The organism is Halobacillus karajensis (genome assembly GCF_900108515.1).
GTDB lineage: Bacteria > Bacillota > Bacilli > Bacillales > Halobacillaceae > Halobacillus > Halobacillus karajensis.
In genome coordinates this window covers 396,951-416,210 of sequence record NZ_FNWW01000002.1, presented here as the reverse complement: position 1 = coordinate 416,210, position 19,260 = coordinate 396,951, and the positions used below count along the sequence as shown (strand labels likewise).

Sequence of the window (19,260 nt, the reverse complement as noted above, 5' to 3'; positions counted from 1 at the left end):
AAATGTAGAATGATATCTACCTTCCAGACCTACGAAAGTCAAAGCATACATAATTAAGCATAAGTGAAGCTAATGCCGAATTATAAAATTAGCCACAGCAAATAAAAGCTGAATAGCCAGACACTTTAACTCGTAGTCTAGTTCTTTCAATGGGAACCAGGTAGAGACACTCAGACCATATTACCGAGGATATACGAGTAACGATATTTATGTTATTTCTTAGATGATAATATAGCAGACATATCCTGCATAATCAACACAAAGTCGAACTTTTGGTGAATAAATTTTAATAATGTTCGTTTTTAAAGGGGGCGAAGGTAAAAATCTTTCATTTCTTTAACAACGGATGAGGTTTTCTGGCCGGGGATACGGGGTCTGGGACACGATGATCTGCTGTGTTAGAACGAATTGGTAAAAACTACACATATTCTATTTTTCCTTCGTTTTTGTTGTGGACGTTTCGCAGACCCTTGTGCCTGCTTTTTATTTGGACTTATATCTTTTTGGATTCTTTGTTTGGGGGAGGGTTTGTGGTATGAGGAAATAACGGGGATATTGGGTTCTGACTGAATGTCAATGCCTCCCCCTATCTCTTTGTACAAAATGTCTCTGAGCTTGAGTAAGCGTGTATTGTTATTCCGTCTTTTCCATTAAAATACAAGTATCCGTGGAGAAAATGAACGATGCTGGTAAAAAGCCTTGATAACATAAAGAAAAGCACTGAGGGGTTCAGTACTTTAACGAGGGTTTCTTTGTTTTATTGTTGTGTAAGATACAATCTCTCCCCAGCCACGTCCCTTTGAATCCATAAGGCTGGTGATCAATGATACTATATACCAAAACCCACCAGTCAATACGACAGGACCAAAACCTACTAGTGCTCGTATCAAAATCTGAATACAATTGGGTTTCTTACCACTGTTCGATGTGACCGTCAGATTGGTCAATAGCATTGCTAACGTTCTCCCATTTGCGAACAACGGGACAACAATTAAGAATGCCATATGGATGATAATAAATGTCTTCCAGAACAATAGGTTCGGTTCAAATCCCCGTCCTGTATTTTGCATTTCTGTATAAAAGACAGCCAAAGCACCGGTTGTGAGGAGTTCAAGTCCTGCACCTATAAAGCGCTGAAACAGATGCCTCTTTTCCATAGTCCATCCTCCTTCCTTTTTACTATCCTATGGAATTCGCGCAAAAATGCTTTGACTATTTATCCGTATAATAAGAGAAGAGGTGAAACCGATTGGCCACCTTCCCTTATATTGCTTTGAACTCATGTAAGTCTAATAAATCAACGATTCCACATAAACATTCGATGACCGGAATTTATTTAACATTAATCTGATTTTAAAAAAGGAATGGAGAACATATTGTACTTTTTCTGTCATAGCATTTCGGCTCTATTTTCTTTATACTAATCTAGGATTCTAAACAGTTACTAGAAAGGAACGATACTTATGAAGAAAGAGTTTAATTACGTCCCGTGGGTCGTGGGACTTTCTATTACAATCAACCTAATTGTTGTGGCGTTATTGTTTGTCCCGAAAATTGATGGAGAAGTGGGCTTCGACCTCCAAATCCTTCCATTGTTGAATGCTGTCTTCAACTCCTTCACTTTTGTCTTTCTATTGGCGGCATTGTTTATGATTCTCTATAAAAATGTCAAATGGCATAAACGATTCATTTTTGCTGCCTTTACGACGACAGCTCTGTTTCTCATCTCTTACCTTACCTACCATGCCATGGCTGAATCTACATCTTTTGGAGGGGAAGGCCTCATTGCAGCTGTCTATTACTCTATTTTAATTACGCATATCATACTTGCTGCACTCATTGTTCCACTTGCTTTATTGACATTGTTTAGAGGACTCGCGATGAAAGTAGACAAGCACCGGAAAATAGCACGGTGGACAATGCCACTTTGGCTGTATGTCAGTTTGACCGGAGTGATCGTTTATCTCATGATTTCTCCCTATTATTAAAGGGGGATCAGGGAGATAAGGGCGTTTGTTCTTTTTTCTCAATTGGGAATGGTACATTTCCCCTATAATTGTAAGCTATCCCTATGAACGTGTACCATTTATGAATTATATAAAAAAACCTATCATCATAAAAAACCGTTTAAAGCATAAAAATTCCGTCCCTGGTTGCATGATCATAACCCGGGACGGAATTTTTATTTGTCCTTTATGGAAAGATAGATGATCCAACATACAGGAGATACCGGAAAGCCGCTCAAGCCTCCTCCTCCTTAAATCATCGCAATGGAGACGAAGCAACTAGGATGCTCCGGGAGTAATAAAAACAGTTTACAAATTTCAAAGCCGCATCTACCAATAAATTCAAGGGCTTGTATACGGTCATTCGCCATAACCAACTTCTTGAATGATCAGCTTCTTCTTTACGCCACATTTTATGGACAGAGAGTAACGAAATTGATCATCCCCTATTCCTCTGGTAGACGGTCAAACGCTTTCAGCTTTTGATAACGGTTTACCGTGACAATTCCCTGCCACTGCCGCTTACTTACCGCATAGGCTTCAGACATTTCTCCCCAATCCCAGGTAAGATCCCAAACCCCTTCATCATCCATGGATTCAATATAAAAATCCAAATTTTTTCCGATAAGACGCGGGTATTTTTCTGCGAGCATATCTTTAGGAGAATGGATGATATCAAGTGGAAGTGGTTTATAGCTATCTCCCCAATTTTCCACATCTTTATCTATACACCTGTCCGCAAGCAGAAAGGTTTGAGCATAAACCTCTTCAAAAGTGTACGGTGTACGTTTGGATAACGTTTTCTTATGACGAAAAAGAACCTTCATTAATTGCTGGTATGCCTTCACTTCATGGAAGTCCATAATATCCATTCTCATGAGATGAGGAAGAGCTTTTTCAACACTATCCCACCCTACATTGGCTGCTTCACTATCTTCATAAGCCCAATGGATGAGAAACCCAGCCAGTTCCGCTCCCGGATTGAACATCCAAGTCTGTTGAACCCTTTCATCCCAGCGCCACCACGGTGCATGAGGATAATCGTTATTTTCAGGAAGGACTGAGGGCCACATGCCTGTACTTTCATCATAGGTTTGGAGCAAGTATGTAATCATATCTAAAATGACCGGCTCTTTTGAAGCGACATCAAGTTCATATAAATATTGTCCAGCAGCCCATGTAGCCATTGGGGATGACTGAGGAAGCCAGAAATCCGGCTCAATCCCGTGACCGAAACCGCCATCCTTATTTTGAAAAACCTTGATATAATGGATAACATCGCTTTTCAGCCCACCGTCCATCAAAGCATGCCACCACGCTGCTTCCAAAGGTCTCGCGTTTCGTTTCATCCAATTCCTCGTTCGCTCCATCATTTCATGAGAGATCCTCACCCAAACACGCCCTTTCAAACGTTCCATTTTGACTCGGATGTGAATGACGTATGAGCAATTGACTGGCCAAGGGAACTCATTAATTTAAAGTTTTTCCTTTAAATTAATGCCTTCACTCCCCTTATTCCCTCAATGCTAAAAGATTACGCTTCGCTTTCCGTTCTTATTTACCACAATGCATGGGGACGATAAACTCAGTCTTCCCTCACTCTAATCCATGGGAGGGAGAAAATGGACTCTAAAAAAGTTGAACCTTCCCCATTTTAGGAGAAGGAGGCTGCCAAAATTAGAAACCCATCCATCATGCCACCATTTTATTTCGAATGGAGTGGATGACAGTAAAACCAAAAATAAAACCAAATAACATCGAACCATTCATCTCATGTAATGCAAAAAACTTCGTTAAAGGGTTCATGGGGAAGTTTGTAAAGTAAAGCCAATGGGATAAAGCTATAAAGAGACTGGGTAACCCAATACAAATAAATTCTTCCCATACAAAGCCTTTAAGACGGCTCTCCTTTAAACGTTTCCAGAAAAAAGGGAGAGCAAACAACATGCCGAAAAGAACTGGATAAACGTGATCAAAAATGATAAGTGGTACGACATCAAACTCCATATCTGCTCTTTCCTTCAAGTCTTGACGAACACTTAGTAATCCGATCATACTCCCCACTAAAAGGATACTGAACCCTAAATAAGAAAAGAAACTCTTCATATAGACACCTCAACCATATGTATGTCTGTTATTCCAACAGGGTGATTTTTTTCGCTGTCAGCTTTCTTGACTCAGGGTCTTTATTAATATTTGTGCTTTCCTCAAGCGTCACGCGGATGTATAACATCTCCTCATTTCTGGCTTGTTCCCGGAACTCGTCCATAGGAATGGATTCACCTTCCGTATTTTGAACAGGAGTGTCATGAGGGACGAGGACCAAACAGGCCCATCCTTCTTCCGAGGATGGTGATGGGTCGTTCTGATTTACTACGGTGGAACATTCTACTTCTAGTCCGCCTGTTTTGACGGCTGATATATGACCTTCAAATGCGCTGACGTCTTTCCCTGCCACACTGCAACCAACAACTAAAAGCAAAAGAACTGTAAATAATTTCTTCACGATGCCTCACCTTTCTATGTATTCGAGCACAGTTGAGAGCGCTCACCGATGTAGTATTCACTCAAAGGGTACCACGAATGGAATAATTTGAAAATATAAAAATAGGTTTATAGTCATCATTTTAACCATAGATTATAGGATTTACGTTTTACATTTTTATTTGAATTTCAATAAATCCATAGATAGTGGTCCTATTTTACATGGAATTATTAATATTTCCCCGAAAAAATTCTATGAATAAGAGAAGGTTACCACTTTGGCACCCCCAAATGTCTTTCACTCTCATTTCTCTTCTTTATAGGCACGCGACCAATGAAACGGCTGAATTTCATAAAGTGGCTTGAAGACCAGATCATTTACTGGAAGGGTTACCCCCACTTTTACTTCTTCTCCCCAAGAAAACAAACGCTCCTGACAAACACCACAAGGGGTAAGCACTTGATAAGTGGAATGTTCGTCTTCTCGAGCGATACACAAAGAATGAGTGACACGCATGTTTCGTTTATGGGCTTCCAATATAGCCCCTGTTTCCATACAAAGATTAACAGCATCGTTGATTACATCCGGTGCTACACTTGTAAGGATCGCCCCGTCTTCTAATCTTAATGCGGCAGCCCCTCCCCACCCTGTCGGATATCTCTCTTCTATAAGTCGCTGAGCTTCTTCGAATAACTGCTGTTCTATTTCCATGATACCCCTTCTTCCTATGTCATCTTCTACATTAATTACGATTGGAAATAAGAGAAAGTTTCATTTTTTTAAATTTAACGAACAAAATATTCGCAATCAGGAACAATTAAGTACTCCTATTCTTTTAGGAAATATTACGAATCGTATGGGGAATAATGTCATGTAACTTATAGGCGATGCGTAAAAAAGTGGAAGGTAAAGAGATTTCCAACAAGAAAGAAGATGAGAGGCTCAATATATTTGGTATGTTATAATGAATAAAAAATATAGATTTAGGAGGTGAGCAGATTATGTTGGAAGATACAGGCGAGCGGGTCATTCCAAAAAAAATGGATTCGATGAATAATATGCTTCTGGAACATGTGGCACGGTATACTTTTTCTACACCTTATGTAAGAGGAAGGGTTTTGGATATCGCGTGCGGCTCGGGGTATGGAAGTCTTAAAGTAGCCAAAGAAAGAAAAGAACAGTTAAAAGAGATTATTGGAGTAGATATTAGTGAGGAAGTTCTGCAGTATGCGACCCATCATTATTATCATCCTTTGCTCAGCTTTAAAAAAGGCGATGCGATGGATTCCTCTCTTCCTCAGGAGATTGGAACGTTTGATACCATTCTTTGTTTTGAGACGATTGAACATGTGAAAGATGACCGCTTATTTATCAAACGAATGGATAACCTTTTGAAGCCTGGGGGTACCCTTGTTCTTTCTACACCTTTTGGAAAAGGAAGGAATTACCCGTCCGGGTCTCCCTTCCATTACTTTCAGCTCACCCCCGAAGAATTCACTGAATTATTTAATGAGTTTTCCGAGAAAGAGATTTATTTTCAACGCGGTGTAACAATCGAGCCTCCAAGAAAAGGAATCCACTATCCTCTGGGTGTAGCTGTATGTAAAAAGTAGGAACCCCTCATGGAGTTCCATTACTTATCAATATCAGTGAATCAGCGAGTATCCTAATCAGCTGCCTTTTACCAGCTGGATTTTTTCACACCAGGGATTTGGCCTTTGTGTGCAAACTCACGAAAAGCAATTCGCGACATGTTGAATTTACGCATGTACCCTCTCGGGCGTCCGGTAACTTCACAACGACCAGTCAGCCGTGTTGGAGAAGAATCACGCGGTAATTTCCTTAGCGCCTCGTAGTCCCCTTTTTCCTTTAGTTCCTCACGAAGAGCTGCATATCTTTCCACCGTTGCTTGTCGCTTCTTTTCCTTTACGACTTTTGATTTCTTAGCCATCTTACTAACCTCCTTAGCAGTAATAATTACTATTTATATTTATCTAAATTTTTTTGAATGTCACATTCATTCATGTAATCAGAAAAACACCCTATTAAAAGTAATGATTACGATTTAAATCGTACAACGAATGAACGTTTTTGTAAAGTGGTTTACTCTTTCCCTCTTTTGCTTACGTTTCAATTTCGTAGGATGTCATCTCTTTTATTTTTGAATTTTTACCTGCACCCATAAAAAGATAAACATCACAAAACTCATAGGTCCTTTTATTTTCTGTCTTGATCCGTCCATTTACAGCTGCTGTCTTCCCATGTGTAATAATGTGGTGAATGACTAATTCCGATACTTTGACATACTCCATTTTTTGGATATTTTCTTTAAAGTTTTGAATTCCTTTTATTTCTACTTCCCCGGCTATAAACCAGCTAATATCATCAGATACTTGATCCAGAATATATTCCAAACTGTTGTGTGCAAAAGCAATATTAAACTCCTTTAGCAAGGCTTTCCTTGGTGAGTTTTCACAATCCTCCTGGCAATGAATGACTACATCATTATTTATTTTCTTCACTAAAAATTCTCCTTTAATCCATGTTTTTCTCTACGTTTTCACCAATCGAATTCACTAGTAATGAGTCAATCACGGAAAATATGAGCGGCTTCCCCTCTCTACATAGACAGGAGCCCCCATTTAAATGATAGCCAATAAAAGGAAGTAGGAAATACTATCATTATAACAGGGGATAAGTAAAAGACATATTTTATTGTTCACCACTCTCTCCGCAGCAGAGAATATATGTAATGATCATAAAACTCCCCTCTGTAATGGTGTTTATCACGATAAACACCTTCACACTGAAAACCAAGCCTCTCCAATAAACCAGCGGAGCGAGTATTTTTCACAGCCACATAAGCGTGAATGCGATTTAAATGCATGTTTTCAAAACCACTGTGGATGACAGCTGTTAAGGCTTCTTTCATGTAGCCCTTGCCCCAGTAGTCAGGATAGAGGTCATAACCGACTTCAGCTATGTGATTATGCTGATCCCATTGGTGGAAACCACAGGTACCCATAGGAAACCTGCCGCTCTCTTTGCTTTCAATCACCCATCGATTATACCTTTTTTGTTCAGGTTGAGAAAACCAATCAACTAAAGCAACAGCCTGAGAATAATTCGTCAAGTCTTCTTCATCGTACAAATACTGAGTAACCTTTTCATCGCTGAAATGTTTCAAAATAAAATTGGTATGGTTATGATTAATATTCACTAGCCATAACCTTTGCGTTTCCATCTGCGGAAAATACATCGCTCTTCCTCCCATAACGGTAGCTTTTCTCCTTACATCTGTGGCCATTCTACTGACTTTATGCAGGAAAATAATTATAGTGTAGGGTATAGTTATACAGTGCTTCCATTTATATGCCTTTTTAGTTCACAGGCCAGAAGGGATGGCTTCCACCCCCTTTTCTTCCATCATGCCATTCGGAAGTCTAGTTACAGATGTTTTATCACCATTTCACTTCCTATTCAATAAAGACGCTCTGTATAGCTTCTGTCAAGACACTGTCGAACATCCTCTTCATCCAGGTCAGATTGTCTGACGTGTTCGGCAAGTATTTTGACCGCTGAGGGTCGTTCATTTTCTTTCAACCATGTTTCTGGTTTCCAGATTCCCGATCTCTTAAAGGCTTTGGCACAATGGATAAAACATTCCTCCACCTCGACGACAATGCCGAGGTCTGGACGCTTGCCTTTATAAGCCATCCTCTCAAGAAGATCCTCATCCGCTATGATTTCAGCTCTACCATTCACTCCTAATGTTTCACCGAGGCCTGGGATAAAGAAAATCAGACCGATATGAGGGTTTGATAACAAGTTACGCATCGAATCCATTCTTTTGTTACCAGGGCGTTCCGGGATAATAAAATGATATTCATCAAGGATGTGCACGAAGCCATTTTGATCGCCTCTTGGTGACACGTCACAAAAACCATTTTCATCGGCAGTCGCCATTGTCAGAAATGGGGATTTGGCCATGAAACCCATACAATTTTCATCAAGATAATGAATGACTTTGTTTTTCACAAGTTTGCTGGGCACCCCTGTTATGGAGCGAAGCTCCTCTTCATTTTGGATGACTTTACGAAACATACCTCAGCCCCCTTTCTATTTTGATCTTATTCCTAATCGTTTGTTAGTATCCCTCTTACGAAGAATTGTCTCTTTCGCTTTCCTCCTATCATTTTTTTGTGAAACTTGTATTCTTACGTTTATTATACGTCATTTTTTGGAAAATCTCTTGGGGATGATAGTGTACGTGACACTCACTTCCAGTTTTGAATGGTGTCAACAAGGGACTTGTTTTCTTCCAAGTTAACCTCAATGATGCTATAAAAAATAGGTGCCTGAATTTTATGAAAAAGATTGACGGACAGCTTACTCTCGAATATGATACAACTATAAATTCGATAGAAAAGATCCCGAAGGCTTCATTTAGAATGTTTAAAAGAAATGATAAAGGAGGAGTGACCGTGCTAGCGAAATTATTCAGTTGGTTTGGACCAGGCTTACCAAAAGTGGACCTGGTACTGTCTAAAACGACGTATACACCAGGGGATCAGGTAACCGGTGCCTTTCATTTAAAAGGAGGAGTAAGCCAGCAGACGATTCAGCGACTGGAGTGTGATTTAATGAAAAAGACTCCTGGTGCTAAACCACACCTCATCTTGCCGGTAACGACCGTGTTGATGAACCGGGAACTCGAACCTAAAGAGGAAAGTAAGTACCCTTTTCATTTTGTGCTGCCGAAAAGTATTGATTTAAAAGACTCTCAAGCTACCTATCATCTTCATACAAAACTTGTCTTGAAAAATGATGTAAAAACATCAGATATAGATGAGATTAATATCCAAGTCTGTTGAATAACAAAGTACGAAAAGCGGATGCTCTCTCTTGCGCCCGCTTTTAATATTATAATTCCCCTTATTTCATCGTTTTAGTTTACATAATAAAATTATCGTTTATTGGCAGCGAACAAAGAACAGCCCGGGATTAAAAGTGAATCTTTATCCCTTAAATAGACTCCTCTAAAAGTACTTCGTATTCATTGTATCGATTCTTCTGACCACCTTTTTCCATAAATCTACAAGCCGGATGTTCTGGTAACACGATTAACATTAAGGTTCGAACCACGTTTTTCTCCGTATTAGACCAAATAGTAGAGTAGATTCAGGAATTCTGGTCTTTATATAGTAACGATTCAAGGAAAGCGTTTGTTTCTCTATTCCTTAAAAATTACACGAACCCCTATATTTAGGGACACTCTTTGCCATACCCAAAAAGGCGCCATCCATGAAGGATGGCGCCTTTTTATTAGGCAGCTGCTTTTTCCTGTTGGCTTTTCTTGATTTTCGATACTGCATGAATGTTGATCAGCATGCCTGCCGAAAACATCATCATAAGGAGTGATGTACCCCCGTAGCTGACAAATGGCAGTGGAACTCCTGTTAATGGAAGGAGACCAGTCAAACCTCCAAGGTTGATCATAGACTGAATACCGATTAACCCGGCAACCCCAATTGCAAGGAGTCGGCCGAACGTATCATGGCTTTCCATACTTATAAAAAGCCCACGAAGGACAATGAGCCCAAGTAATAATAGAACAACCCCGACACCAATAATGCCAAGTTCTTCAGCGATAACAGCCATAATAAAATCAGTATGGGCTTCTGGCAAATATCCTAGTTTCTGAACGCCTGCCCCGAGGCCTGTTCCGAACAACCCACCATTATGAATTGCAAGGTACGAATTGATGAGTTGATAACCTGCATCATCCGCATATTCAAATGGTTGGTAGGCACCATTAAAACGGGAAAGCTGTTCTTCACTTAACCCGAAGTTATACATGACGATGGCTCCAACCACAGCAATCCCAATCATTGAAAACAGGTGAATTTTTCTTACCCCGCTTGACATGATAATCAACCCAGACACAGAAAGCGCTATGAGAGCTGTCCCTAAATCCGGCTGTTTTAAGATCATGGCGACTACCAGCATCATCAAAATAATCGGTGGTAACAATGCCCGGGTAAAGTCGTCGATGTAGTCACTTTTTTTCGTGAATATAGTGGCCATATAAATGATAAGGGACATCTTCGCCATTTCCGCCGGCTGAAACTTCCCTATACCTGGGATCGGAAGCCAGGATTGAGCATTGTTTGAGGTATGGCCGAACACAAAGACGAGGGCCAAAAGAACAACGGTTACAAGTAGAATCAACTTAAATAAACGCCGATAGTTTTTGTATGGGAAAATAATCCCGAGAAACAAGGCAAACAGACCCATTCCCCATGAAATCGCCTGCCTTTTGAAGAAAAAATCAGGGGTTACTTCATAAACCATGACACCGCTGACCATACTAGCACTGTACACCATAACGGTACCGAATGCAGATAAAGCCAATACAGCGAATAAGATTGTAAAATCGATGTTCTTCAAGATTCTAAGTATCATGTGTAACCCTCTTTCATTTGTAGCTATTATGTAAATTATAAGCTTTCTTGATGATTAAAAAAAGCATTCCTTTTAAATTACTCCGAAAGTCTATATAATAACGATTAGATTTGTAGGAGGTTTGTGGAATGATTTATTTATATGTCGGAATTGGTGGGCTCATTGGCGCATCTCTTAGGTTTCTCGTCGGCGAATTGATGAAAAGCCCTGATCAGTTCCCCTACTCTACGCTATTTGTGAACTTGACGGGAAGTTTTATCCTCGCCTGGTTTACAATGGGCATTGTTGAAAAATATTCGCTAACGGACAAATGGAAAGCTGCCCTTGGAACAGGCCTTGTTGGTTCGTATACCACTTTTTCTACACTTAGCATGGATGCCGTTTCCTTATATGCTCGTGGTGACCTCCTAACAAGCCTTCTATATATAACTCTCAGTATTTTTGGTGGGCTTAGCTTCTCTCTGCTTGGTTTTTATTTCGGTAAGAGAAGGACGGCTGTGTCCTGATGCTCATCAAACTATTGCTCATTGGCTCCGGTGGATTTATCGGGGCTGTCACCCGTTATACAGTAAGTCAATGGATTAACAAACGGACAGCGACTCCTTTTCCTTTCGCTACCCTTTTCGTCAACATTCTGGGGTCCTTCCTCCTTGGACTATTGTCCGGACTTAACTTGACGAATGGTTGGATACTCTTTTGCGGAACCGGAATTCTGGGCTCTTTCACCACATTTTCCACTTTCAAGTTAGAATCGGTGCAACTCCACTTTAAACAACAATGGAAAACCTTCATCCTGTACACGGTTATCAGCTATGGGGCCGGGATCCTCTTAGCCTTTTGTGGATGTTTGATTGGTAACTGGCTCATAGGATAACCTGAAAAAGGACTCCCCGTAATCGTGGAAGTCCTTTTTCCTCTCTTCGTTAAAAATGGTAGGCTTCGATGATCCGCTTTGTTAACTTTTCATATCCTTTCTCATTTAAGTGAACCGCATCACTAAAGTAGCGTGTAGATTTCTCTTCAAATAAATCATTAGTTTCAATGAACGTGACATCATCATAGTTTTGGACCATTGATTCGCTCAAATGATTCCAACTTGTGATAACTCCCCCAATTTCGGGCTTATCCGGATAAGGGTTAAACAGTCCCAGAAACAAAACAGGAGCGGTCGGGTTTTTTTCTCTAATCCTATCCAGGATCTGCTTCAAATTGTTTTCGTAATCCTTTTTCCCCTTAGAAAGCTGACGTTCATTCAAAGGGGCTAAATCTCCACCATTACTTTTGAGTATGTCATTCATCCCTATATATAATAAAATATAATCTGCATTTTCAACGGATTTATAAACCGAAGCTTCCTTCATTTGGTTAAGGAGACCATCGCTCTGCTGGCCGGGAATAGCATGATTATCTACTGTTGTATCCCCTTCATAGTGGCGGTCGAGCCACTGTTGGAGATTCTCCACATAACCGTGTCCACTCTCATCACCCACTCCAAAAGTTAATGAGTCGCCAAGAGCAACGATTTTTTTCTCTTCCGGATGGGACATGGAAGAGCGAAAACCGAATACTCCCCATCCTACAGCGATTATTAATAATCCGCCAATCCACCATTTCTGGTGTCGCTTCATATGCTGCACCTCCCAATATGGTCCCTTTTTCCCTGAAGACCACCAAACGAAACATTTGATCAAAACTCGGTATGTGCCAGGAAACTTCAAATCTCTTCCCTTAAAATAAAAACCATCACGTTCTGACTTATAAACGACTTATAAAAGCTGTTGCGATGCCAAAATATATAAGCAGGGAAAATATATCGTTTATAGTCGTAATCAGAGGGCCAGATGCTACGGCCGGGTCGACATCAAACTTATAGAGAATCAATGGGATAATCGTACCCGCCAGTGTACCGATGATTAACGTGATGAATAACGACGTGCCTACAACGAACCCAAGAGTCATGCTGCCTTGCCAAATAAATGCAATTACACTAATGAATAGACCACAGGCCACTCCAATGATGATCCCTACCCATAACTCTCTTAGAACTAATCGAAGTACTTGTTTCAACGTAAGATCATTTGAAACCAGACCACGGACCACAACAGCCAGGGACTGCGTGCCCGTGTTTCCTGTCATACCAGCAATCATAGGCATAAAAAAAGCCAATGCCACGACTTGTTCAAGAGTCGCCGAAAAACCATCAATAATACTACCTGAAACAAGACCAATACCTAGTAAGATAATCAACCATGGCAGTCTCCGATAGGCTGCAACCAAGGGTTTCGTTTCAAAATCGATGGCTTTACCGGATGCGGACAATTTCTCAATGTCCTCATTCGCTTCCTGGATAACAACATCAATGATATCATCAACCGTAACAATTCCTACAAGCCTGTCATCATCTTCTACCACAGGAATGGTGACAAAATCATAACGGCTCATAATATTAGCTACTTCTTCCTGGTCTGTTAAAGCATCAACTTTTATAACACGCTTATACATTATATCTTCGACTTTATCATGCATATCGGCTAGTATTAAATCTTTATAAGATACAACACCAATAAGCTTTTTTCCTTCATCAATAACATAAAAGTAATTTAAATACTCCGCCAGTTCAGCAAACTTTTTTAATTTATCGACCGCCTCCCTGACTGTACATTGACGCGGTACCCACACGAATCGGTTGTTCATTATCCGTCCAGCGGTTTCAGATGGATAATGGATAATGTTCTTAACCATATCCGCTTCTTCCATGTTCATTTCCGATATCAGTTCCTCAACTTGTCCAGGTTCCAGATCAGTTAGCAAGGAAGCAAGTTCATCATTTTCCATAAGATCTAATACTTTAGAAGACTTTTCAATTCCTAGTTTTTTTAAGACTTCCAATTGATTCTCTTGTTCCAGTTCCTGAATAACTCTCGTTAAATCCTTAATAGGAAGGAAAAGCAAAAATTTATTTTGGTATTTTTTCGGTAAAAATTGATATTGTTTGGCTAAGTCATAAGGTTGGAGTTCGTCGACAATAGAAAGAAAGGTTGTTTTGTCCCTTTCTTTTAAACATTGAATAAAGAGTAATGTGACTTCGTTTTCTGTCCAAGTGGCTGTCATAAATGTCCCATCCTTTTTTCACTGGTCTTCCTATTATCCCCAATTAGATCAAGAACAAAAGCAGGGTTCCCAGATCAGCCTCGCAGGAATGTTTTTTACTTCGATAATTTTATGGAAACCTTTCCTTGTCCCCCTAATTTTTTCTCGGCTACATCTAGATCCCTGTAGTATGTATAACCAAAGGTCCTTAAATGGAGTAATCGTAAAAAGGCACTTGGTCCTGCTTCGTGTTGCATTTGCAATAAGATCTTATGGTGAAAACTGCCTGGAATGTCTCTTTGCAAAGTGAATGATTTCGTTGTAGGTCTTCTGCTCAAATTCTTTTTTAGTTGGGACATATAAAGCGGCATTGTCTTCATCAATGATTTTAATACGCGTTCCGCCCCTGGCGTATAAAGTCACATATAAAAAAGGCTCCTTCATCCCAAGTTCCCTCAAAACTTCATAGGGAAAATCCGCGGTAATGATAAGACGATCTTCGACCTGTTTCAAACTTAACTGGCTGTGAAATTTTAAATGGCTGATCCCTCTGATATGCATCGTTACACACACTCCTTTATTGAATATACATACCTATTCTAATGCTCCATTAAACCTCAAGGCAGCTTCATTTATAATCCTTCACGAAGTCTTAACAAATGCTTCTTCGTTGTATTCTCTCATGAAGAACTACCTCCTATAAATAATAGAAAGAGCTTAGACCTTTATTCCGTCTAAGCTCCTTAGAATGAAGACATAGGAGGTACTGAACAGAAAACCTGCCATCAAACACTTTTTGATGGCAGCAGATAGAAAGAAAGGTACGTACCTTGCCCCATATGTTTAAGATAACGAACACCGTATATTAACATTCATCCATTTCATTTAAAAATGGAATTAGGACTGTTCTTTGATGACGACTCCTCTACTCATCATCTCATCAATGTAGAGGTCTCCCGGGACTATGGTTTCAGGTGGGCAGACTCCACGTTTTGTAATTTTACCTGCGCCAATCATCTGGGCCACTACCGATATGGTATTGGCTGTTGCCCGAGCCATGGCTGTCACATTCGTGGCCCTGTCTTTATAGGTAGCCATTTCATATTCGTACGTTTTAGGCGCTCCGGCTTTTTTTCCACCCACGATGACGCGTAAAAGGACCGCATCATCCTTATCCTTTAATTCCAGGAGAGGATCGATACTCTTAAGTAAAACATCGCGTGTCTTAATTTTCACGCCGCCCATTTCAACGACCTTATCTGCACCCGTCAAATTAAGATCGACAAGCAGCTTCATTTTTTTGGCATGACCTGGATACCTAATGGTTTTATATTCAAGGGTGTCGATGTCCGGATAAGATTTCAACAGGGTGGATGTCCCTCCTGACGTATGGAAAGCTTCAAGTGGACCAAAACGGTCAAAGTAGATTTGTTCTACTTCCGTCAATGACTCGACTTCACGAAGTTTCCCGTCCCTTATGATTGTAGATGGATCGGAATAGTGATCGAGCAGTCCTTCCATTGAAAAGACATGATTGTATTCAAGGGGGGGATCCGGCCGCACAGGAATCCCTCCGACAAACAGACGTATGGATTCGACTTGATCCAACTTTCCTGTTCCGTAACCTGAGAGAATATTGATCATCCCTGGTGCTACTCCAAGGTCTGGAATAACCGTGACCCCTGCATCTTTTGCCTGTTTGTCCAGTTCAAGAACTTTGTCCGTAATATGTCCAATATGTCCCCCAAGGTCAACTGAATGAACACCTACATCAATGGCGGTTTTAGCCACTACTTCATTAAACGAATAAAAGAGAGCATTAATGACGACATCGTATTGTTTAATGAAATCTGCCAATTCCGACGGGTTGCCTGCATCCACTTTGTACCCTTTAATTTTTCGTGCATTCAGAGACTGACAAACACGATTGGCCCTGTCCAAATCGATATCTGCCAGACCCACTTGCTCCACACCTGAACTATGGACAAGATCGCGCGCCGCTTCTTTCCCCATCAACCCAGATCCTAGAACAGCTACTTTCATAGTTTGCACTCCCTTTTCTCTATAAAATTACTCGACATCGATTTGGGCACGCTGGAGTTTTCCGCTGTAATCAACGTAGATGGCTTTCCATTCTGTGAAAACATCAAGGGCAGCGATTCCTGAATCTCTGTGGCCATTGCCTGTTCCTTTCGTGCCACCGAAGGGCAAATGAATTTCAGCGCCAGTGGTGCCCGCATTCACATAAACAATTCCTGTATCTAAATCACGTTGAGCGGCAAAAACTTGATTGACATCCTGCGTGAAGATAGAACTGGATAGTCCAAACTCCACACTATTGTTGATTTCAACCGCTTCATCGAAACTTTTCACCGGAATTAAGGACACGACGGGTCCAAAAATTTCCTCCTGAGCAATCCGCATCTCTGGTTTCACATCAGTAAATAATGTAGGCGCAAAATAATTCCCTTTTTTATGGTCGCCATTTTCCAGGATGTAACCACCTGTGAGCAGCTTCGCACCTTCCTCTTTCCCGATACTGATATAGCTTTTAACCTTCTCAAGACCCGAACGATTAATAATCGGACCTACTTTAATCGATTCATCAAGACCATTTCCGATCGATAGCTTAGCTATTTCCTTCTGTAAACGTTCTTCCAACTCGTCTTTAACACTTTCATGTACCATGACACGACTACAAGCCGTACAACGCTGGCCGCTTGTACCATATGCACTCCAAAGAATCCCTTCTACAGCTAAGGACAAGTCAGCATCATCCATAACGATGACACCATTCTTTCCTCCCATTTCAAGAGATACTTTCTTCAGGTGCTGACCACATTTACTGGCAATTCCTCGTCCCACCTCATTGGAACCAGTAAAAGAAATCACACGAATATCTTTCTGTTCAACCATCGCGTCTCCGACAGTTGAGCCTGAACCGAAGACTACGTTCATAACCCCTTCCGGTAATCCAGCTTCTTCGAAAATCTTTGCCAATTCATTAGCCATGATCGGTGTTTCCGTAGCCGGTTTCCATACAACAGCGTTCCCAGCCACTATAGCAGGGAAAGATTTCCACGTTGCAATAGCAATCGGGAAGTTCCACGGCGTAATAATACCAACAACCCCGACTGGTGCGCGAACGCTCATCGCAAATTTGTCCTTTAATTCAGAAGGTGTCGTCTGTCCGAATAATCGACGCCCCTCTCCAGCCATGTAAAAGGCCATATCAATCCCTTCTTGTACTTCCCCACGGGCTTCTTCAATGACTTTTCCGTTCTCCATTGTAAGAAGTTGAGACAGCCTTTCTTTTCTTTCCTTCATTATAAGACCTACACGGTATAATACTTCTGCTCGCTGCGGTGCCGGGACCAATGCCCATTTCTTTTGCGCACTTTTGGCTGCCTTAGTGGCTGCTTTGACGTCTTCAGAAGCTGAAAGCGGTACTTGAACAAGGGAGTCCGATGTAGCTGGATTTATTACAGACGTTGACTTTCCCGTCGATGGCTCCACCCAGTTGCCATTAATAAAGTTCTTTAATTGTTGCTCTTGAATCAAATTCACTTTGATTCTCCCCCTTTTTTCCTTAATTGGTTAATGGTTTTGGAAAGTGAAATCTGTTCGGGATCACTTTCGACTTCGATGACCACAGGCTTGTCCAAAGTCATGGCTTTATCCAAGGCTTGCTTGAATTCTTCAGGCGTTTCCACATAAAAACCTGCTGCCCCTAAGTTTTCGGCTATTTTTGAAAACGCAACCTCTCCCAGGTTTGTTCCGATCACGCGGCTAGGATAATGAATTTCCTGATGCATTCGGATGGTTCCGTACATCCGATTGTTAAAAACGATACTGATGACAGGAATATTGTACCGAACTGCTGTCTCCAACTCCTGCATAGTCATCATGAATCCACCATCACCTGACAGTGATACGACCTTTTTGTCCGGATAAGCCATCTTAGCACCAAGAGCAGAGGGCATTCCATACCCCATCGCCCCTGATGTGGGTCCTATATAACGGTGTTTCTTAAATTGAAAATACGTATGAAGCCACCCTGCAAAATTCCCAGCGTCGTTTGTTAAAATGGCGTCTTCTGGTAACTGCTTTTGAAGAAGCTCAATAATTCTCCCGTTCAACATCTCGCTTCCCTTTGTGTGTACGGTTGCTTCATAGGCTTCGCGACGTTCATAAGCCCACGAAAAATAATCCTTTTCGTAAGCTCCCTTTACAAGATCATTTAACGCCTCCTTTGCATCTGCGATTACACCTGCATGGGGAGGGAATACTTGCCCTAGTGTATGGGGATCAACATCAATATGGATCAATTTTTGTTTGTCCAGAAGAGTGTAATCTTGTGTGGTCACTTCGGAAAGCCGCGTACCGATCGCAACGATGGTATCTGCTTGTTTCACTGTTTTTAAGATTTCAGGATGTGTTCCAAGGCCAAGGTGTCCGCAATAAAGGCGATCATCATTGGGATAAACGTCATGCCTCCGGAAAGCACTGATCACAGGAATTCCCAACTTATGAGTAAACCTGCGAAGCGCTTCTTCTGCACCTGCGAGTTTCACTCCCCCTCCAGCAATGACAACAGGCTGTTCGGATTGATTCAGGATATCAATCACTTTCAGGATTTCCTTTTCAGCCGGTCTTGGAGCCGGCCTTCCCACAGCAGGTCCAAACCTCATGAGCGCTTCTTTCTTTAAAATATTTTCAGGAAGGGAAAGTACGACAGGACCCGGTCGGCCAGTCACGGCAATTCTCAATGCCCGCTGAACAAGCTCTGGCACCCGTGGGGGTTCACGAATTTCAGCCACCCACTTGGCGATTGGCCGGAAAAAAGCTTCAAGATCCACTTCCTGAAAACCTTCACGGCCACTGAAGCTTGTATGCACCTGACCTAACAGGACGACAAGTGGAGTGGAGTCCTGATAAGCCGTATGAACACCAATGGCAAGATTTCCAGCTCCGACCCCTCTCGTCGCCATCACCACTCCCGGTTTCCCACTCGCTTTTGCATATCCTTCTGCCATAAAGGCAGCTCCGCCTTCATGCCTTGCCGAGATAAGTTCAATCTCAGGAGTATTGAAAATGGCATCCATTACAGGAAGATAACTCTCTCCTGGCACGCAGAACACTTTCGGAATGCGTTCGCGCCGTAAGCAAGAAACAATAGCCTCAGCACTGGTCATTTTAACTCCACCCATGCCG

21 protein-coding genes and 1 riboswitch are annotated in these 19,260 nt (G+C 41.4%); of the genes, 5 read left to right on the top strand and 16 right to left on the bottom strand.

Translation table 11 applies throughout. The features are described 5' to 3' along the window. Positions 1-113 precede the first annotated feature (113 nt). Positions 114-217: riboswitch (purine riboswitch) on the bottom strand. A gap of 520 nt (positions 218-737) precedes the next feature. Then, positions 738-1,157 (bottom strand): RDD family protein, encoded by a 420-nt coding sequence (locus tag BLW54_RS07135; RefSeq protein ID WP_074733650.1) that lies wholly within the window; start codon positions 1,155-1,157, stop codon positions 738-740. Positions 1,158-1,463: 306 nt separating this feature from the next. Here BLW54_RS07135 and BLW54_RS07130 point away from each other — a divergent pair, with 306 nt between their 5' ends. Then, positions 1,464-1,988 carry a DUF420 domain-containing protein gene (locus BLW54_RS07130; RefSeq protein WP_074733648.1) on the top strand — a complete coding sequence of 175 codons (525 nt, stop codon included), beginning with the start codon at positions 1,464-1,466 and terminating at the stop codon, positions 1,986-1,988. A gap of 464 nt (positions 1,989-2,452) precedes the next feature. Here BLW54_RS07130 and BLW54_RS07125 read toward each other — a convergent pair whose 3' ends face one another. The 4 genes from BLW54_RS07125 to BLW54_RS07110 form a co-directional block, all read right to left on the bottom strand. Beyond that, positions 2,453-3,355, bottom strand: coding sequence for a hypothetical protein (locus tag BLW54_RS07125; protein ID WP_244153488.1), 903 nt, complete (start codon positions 3,353-3,355; stop codon positions 2,453-2,455). 343 nt (positions 3,356-3,698) lie between these two features. Beyond that, positions 3,699-4,112, bottom strand: coding sequence for a hypothetical protein (locus tag BLW54_RS07120; RefSeq protein ID WP_074733644.1), 414 nt, complete (start codon positions 4,110-4,112; stop codon positions 3,699-3,701). A gap of 28 nt (positions 4,113-4,140) precedes the next feature. Next, positions 4,141-4,512: a hypothetical protein gene (locus BLW54_RS07115; protein ID WP_074733642.1), complete on the bottom strand. Its 372-nt coding sequence runs from the start codon at positions 4,510-4,512 to the stop codon at positions 4,141-4,143. Positions 4,513-4,794: 282 nt separating this feature from the next. Next, complete coding sequence (locus BLW54_RS07110; RefSeq protein ID WP_074733640.1) at positions 4,795-5,202, bottom strand: cytidine deaminase; 408 nt, start codon at positions 5,200-5,202, stop codon at positions 4,795-4,797. 290 nt (positions 5,203-5,492) lie between these two features. On the opposite strand from BLW54_RS07110, the gene BLW54_RS07105 reads away from it, so the two are divergent. Then, the gene (locus BLW54_RS07105) at positions 5,493-6,104 is read left to right on the top strand and encodes a class I SAM-dependent methyltransferase (RefSeq protein ID WP_074733638.1); all 612 of its coding nucleotides are present in this window, start codon (positions 5,493-5,495) and stop codon (positions 6,102-6,104) included. A 68-nt stretch (positions 6,105-6,172) separates the two neighbouring features. On the opposite strand, the gene rpsN is transcribed toward BLW54_RS07105, so the two are convergent. The 4 genes from rpsN to BLW54_RS07085 form a co-directional block, all read right to left on the bottom strand. Further along, complete coding sequence (gene rpsN / locus BLW54_RS07100) at positions 6,173-6,442, bottom strand: 30S ribosomal protein S14 (RefSeq protein ID WP_035518773.1); 270 nt, start codon at positions 6,440-6,442, stop codon at positions 6,173-6,175. A gap of 172 nt (positions 6,443-6,614) precedes the next feature. Next, positions 6,615-7,013: a nuclear transport factor 2 family protein gene (locus BLW54_RS07095; protein WP_074733636.1), complete on the bottom strand. Its 399-nt coding sequence runs from the start codon at positions 7,011-7,013 to the stop codon at positions 6,615-6,617. A 197-nt stretch (positions 7,014-7,210) separates the two neighbouring features. Further along, the gene (locus BLW54_RS07090) at positions 7,211-7,750 is read right to left on the bottom strand and encodes a GNAT family N-acetyltransferase (protein ID WP_231622387.1); all 540 of its coding nucleotides are present in this window, start codon (positions 7,748-7,750) and stop codon (positions 7,211-7,213) included. Between the two features lie 221 nt (positions 7,751-7,971). Beyond that, positions 7,972-8,595, bottom strand: coding sequence for a pyridoxamine 5'-phosphate oxidase family protein (locus tag BLW54_RS07085; RefSeq protein ID WP_074733634.1), 624 nt, complete (start codon positions 8,593-8,595; stop codon positions 7,972-7,974). 380 nt (positions 8,596-8,975) lie between these two features. Between BLW54_RS07085 and BLW54_RS07080 the strand changes: the two genes are divergently transcribed. Beyond that, positions 8,976-9,365 (top strand): sporulation protein, encoded by a 390-nt coding sequence (locus tag BLW54_RS07080; RefSeq protein WP_035509754.1) that lies wholly within the window; start codon positions 8,976-8,978, stop codon positions 9,363-9,365. A gap of 451 nt (positions 9,366-9,816) precedes the next feature. Here BLW54_RS07080 and BLW54_RS07075 read toward each other — a convergent pair whose 3' ends face one another. After that, positions 9,817-10,956, bottom strand: coding sequence for an FtsW/RodA/SpoVE family cell cycle protein (locus BLW54_RS07075; RefSeq protein WP_035508874.1), 1,140 nt, complete (start codon positions 10,954-10,956; stop codon positions 9,817-9,819). 128 nt (positions 10,957-11,084) lie between these two features. Between BLW54_RS07075 and crcB (BLW54_RS07070) the strand changes: the two genes are divergently transcribed. Then, on the top strand, positions 11,085-11,462 hold the full coding sequence (crcB, locus tag BLW54_RS07070; protein ID WP_035508875.1) for a fluoride efflux transporter CrcB: 378 nt from the start codon (positions 11,085-11,087) through the stop codon (positions 11,460-11,462). Further along, on the top strand, positions 11,462-11,830 hold the full coding sequence (crcB, locus tag BLW54_RS07065; protein WP_035508877.1) for a fluoride efflux transporter CrcB: 369 nt from the start codon (positions 11,462-11,464) through the stop codon (positions 11,828-11,830). The genes crcB (BLW54_RS07070) and crcB (BLW54_RS07065) overlap by 1 nt, the downstream gene beginning before the upstream one ends. Before the next feature lie 49 nt (positions 11,831-11,879). Here the strand turns inward: crcB (BLW54_RS07065) and BLW54_RS07060 are convergent, their stop codons facing one another. From BLW54_RS07060 to BLW54_RS07035, 6 genes are all read right to left on the bottom strand, one after another. Continuing rightward, positions 11,880-12,584 (bottom strand): DUF459 domain-containing protein, encoded by a 705-nt coding sequence (locus BLW54_RS07060; protein ID WP_074733632.1) that lies wholly within the window; start codon positions 12,582-12,584, stop codon positions 11,880-11,882. 127 nt (positions 12,585-12,711) lie between these two features. Beyond that, on the bottom strand, positions 12,712-14,067 hold the full coding sequence (mgtE, locus tag BLW54_RS07055) for a magnesium transporter (RefSeq protein WP_074733630.1): 1,356 nt from the start codon (positions 14,065-14,067) through the stop codon (positions 12,712-12,714). Positions 14,068-14,316: 249 nt separating this feature from the next. Beyond that, a complete protein-coding gene (locus tag BLW54_RS07050; protein WP_035508881.1) occupies positions 14,317-14,607 on the bottom strand; it encodes a hypothetical protein in 291 nt (96 codons plus the stop codon). 336 nt (positions 14,608-14,943) lie between these two features. Further along, the gene (locus BLW54_RS07045; protein ID WP_331280826.1) at positions 14,944-16,098 is read right to left on the bottom strand and encodes a saccharopine dehydrogenase family protein; all 1,155 of its coding nucleotides are present in this window, start codon (positions 16,096-16,098) and stop codon (positions 14,944-14,946) included. Between the two features lie 18 nt (positions 16,099-16,116). Further along, complete coding sequence (locus tag BLW54_RS07040) at positions 16,117-17,613, bottom strand: aldehyde dehydrogenase family protein (RefSeq protein ID WP_074733627.1); 1,497 nt, start codon at positions 17,611-17,613, stop codon at positions 16,117-16,119. Further along, a complete protein-coding gene (locus tag BLW54_RS07035; RefSeq protein ID WP_074733625.1) occupies positions 17,610-19,256 on the bottom strand; it encodes a thiamine pyrophosphate-dependent enzyme in 1,647 nt (548 codons plus the stop codon). The genes BLW54_RS07040 and BLW54_RS07035 overlap by 4 nt, the downstream gene beginning before the upstream one ends. Between the last annotated feature and the right edge of the window lie 4 nt (positions 19,257-19,260).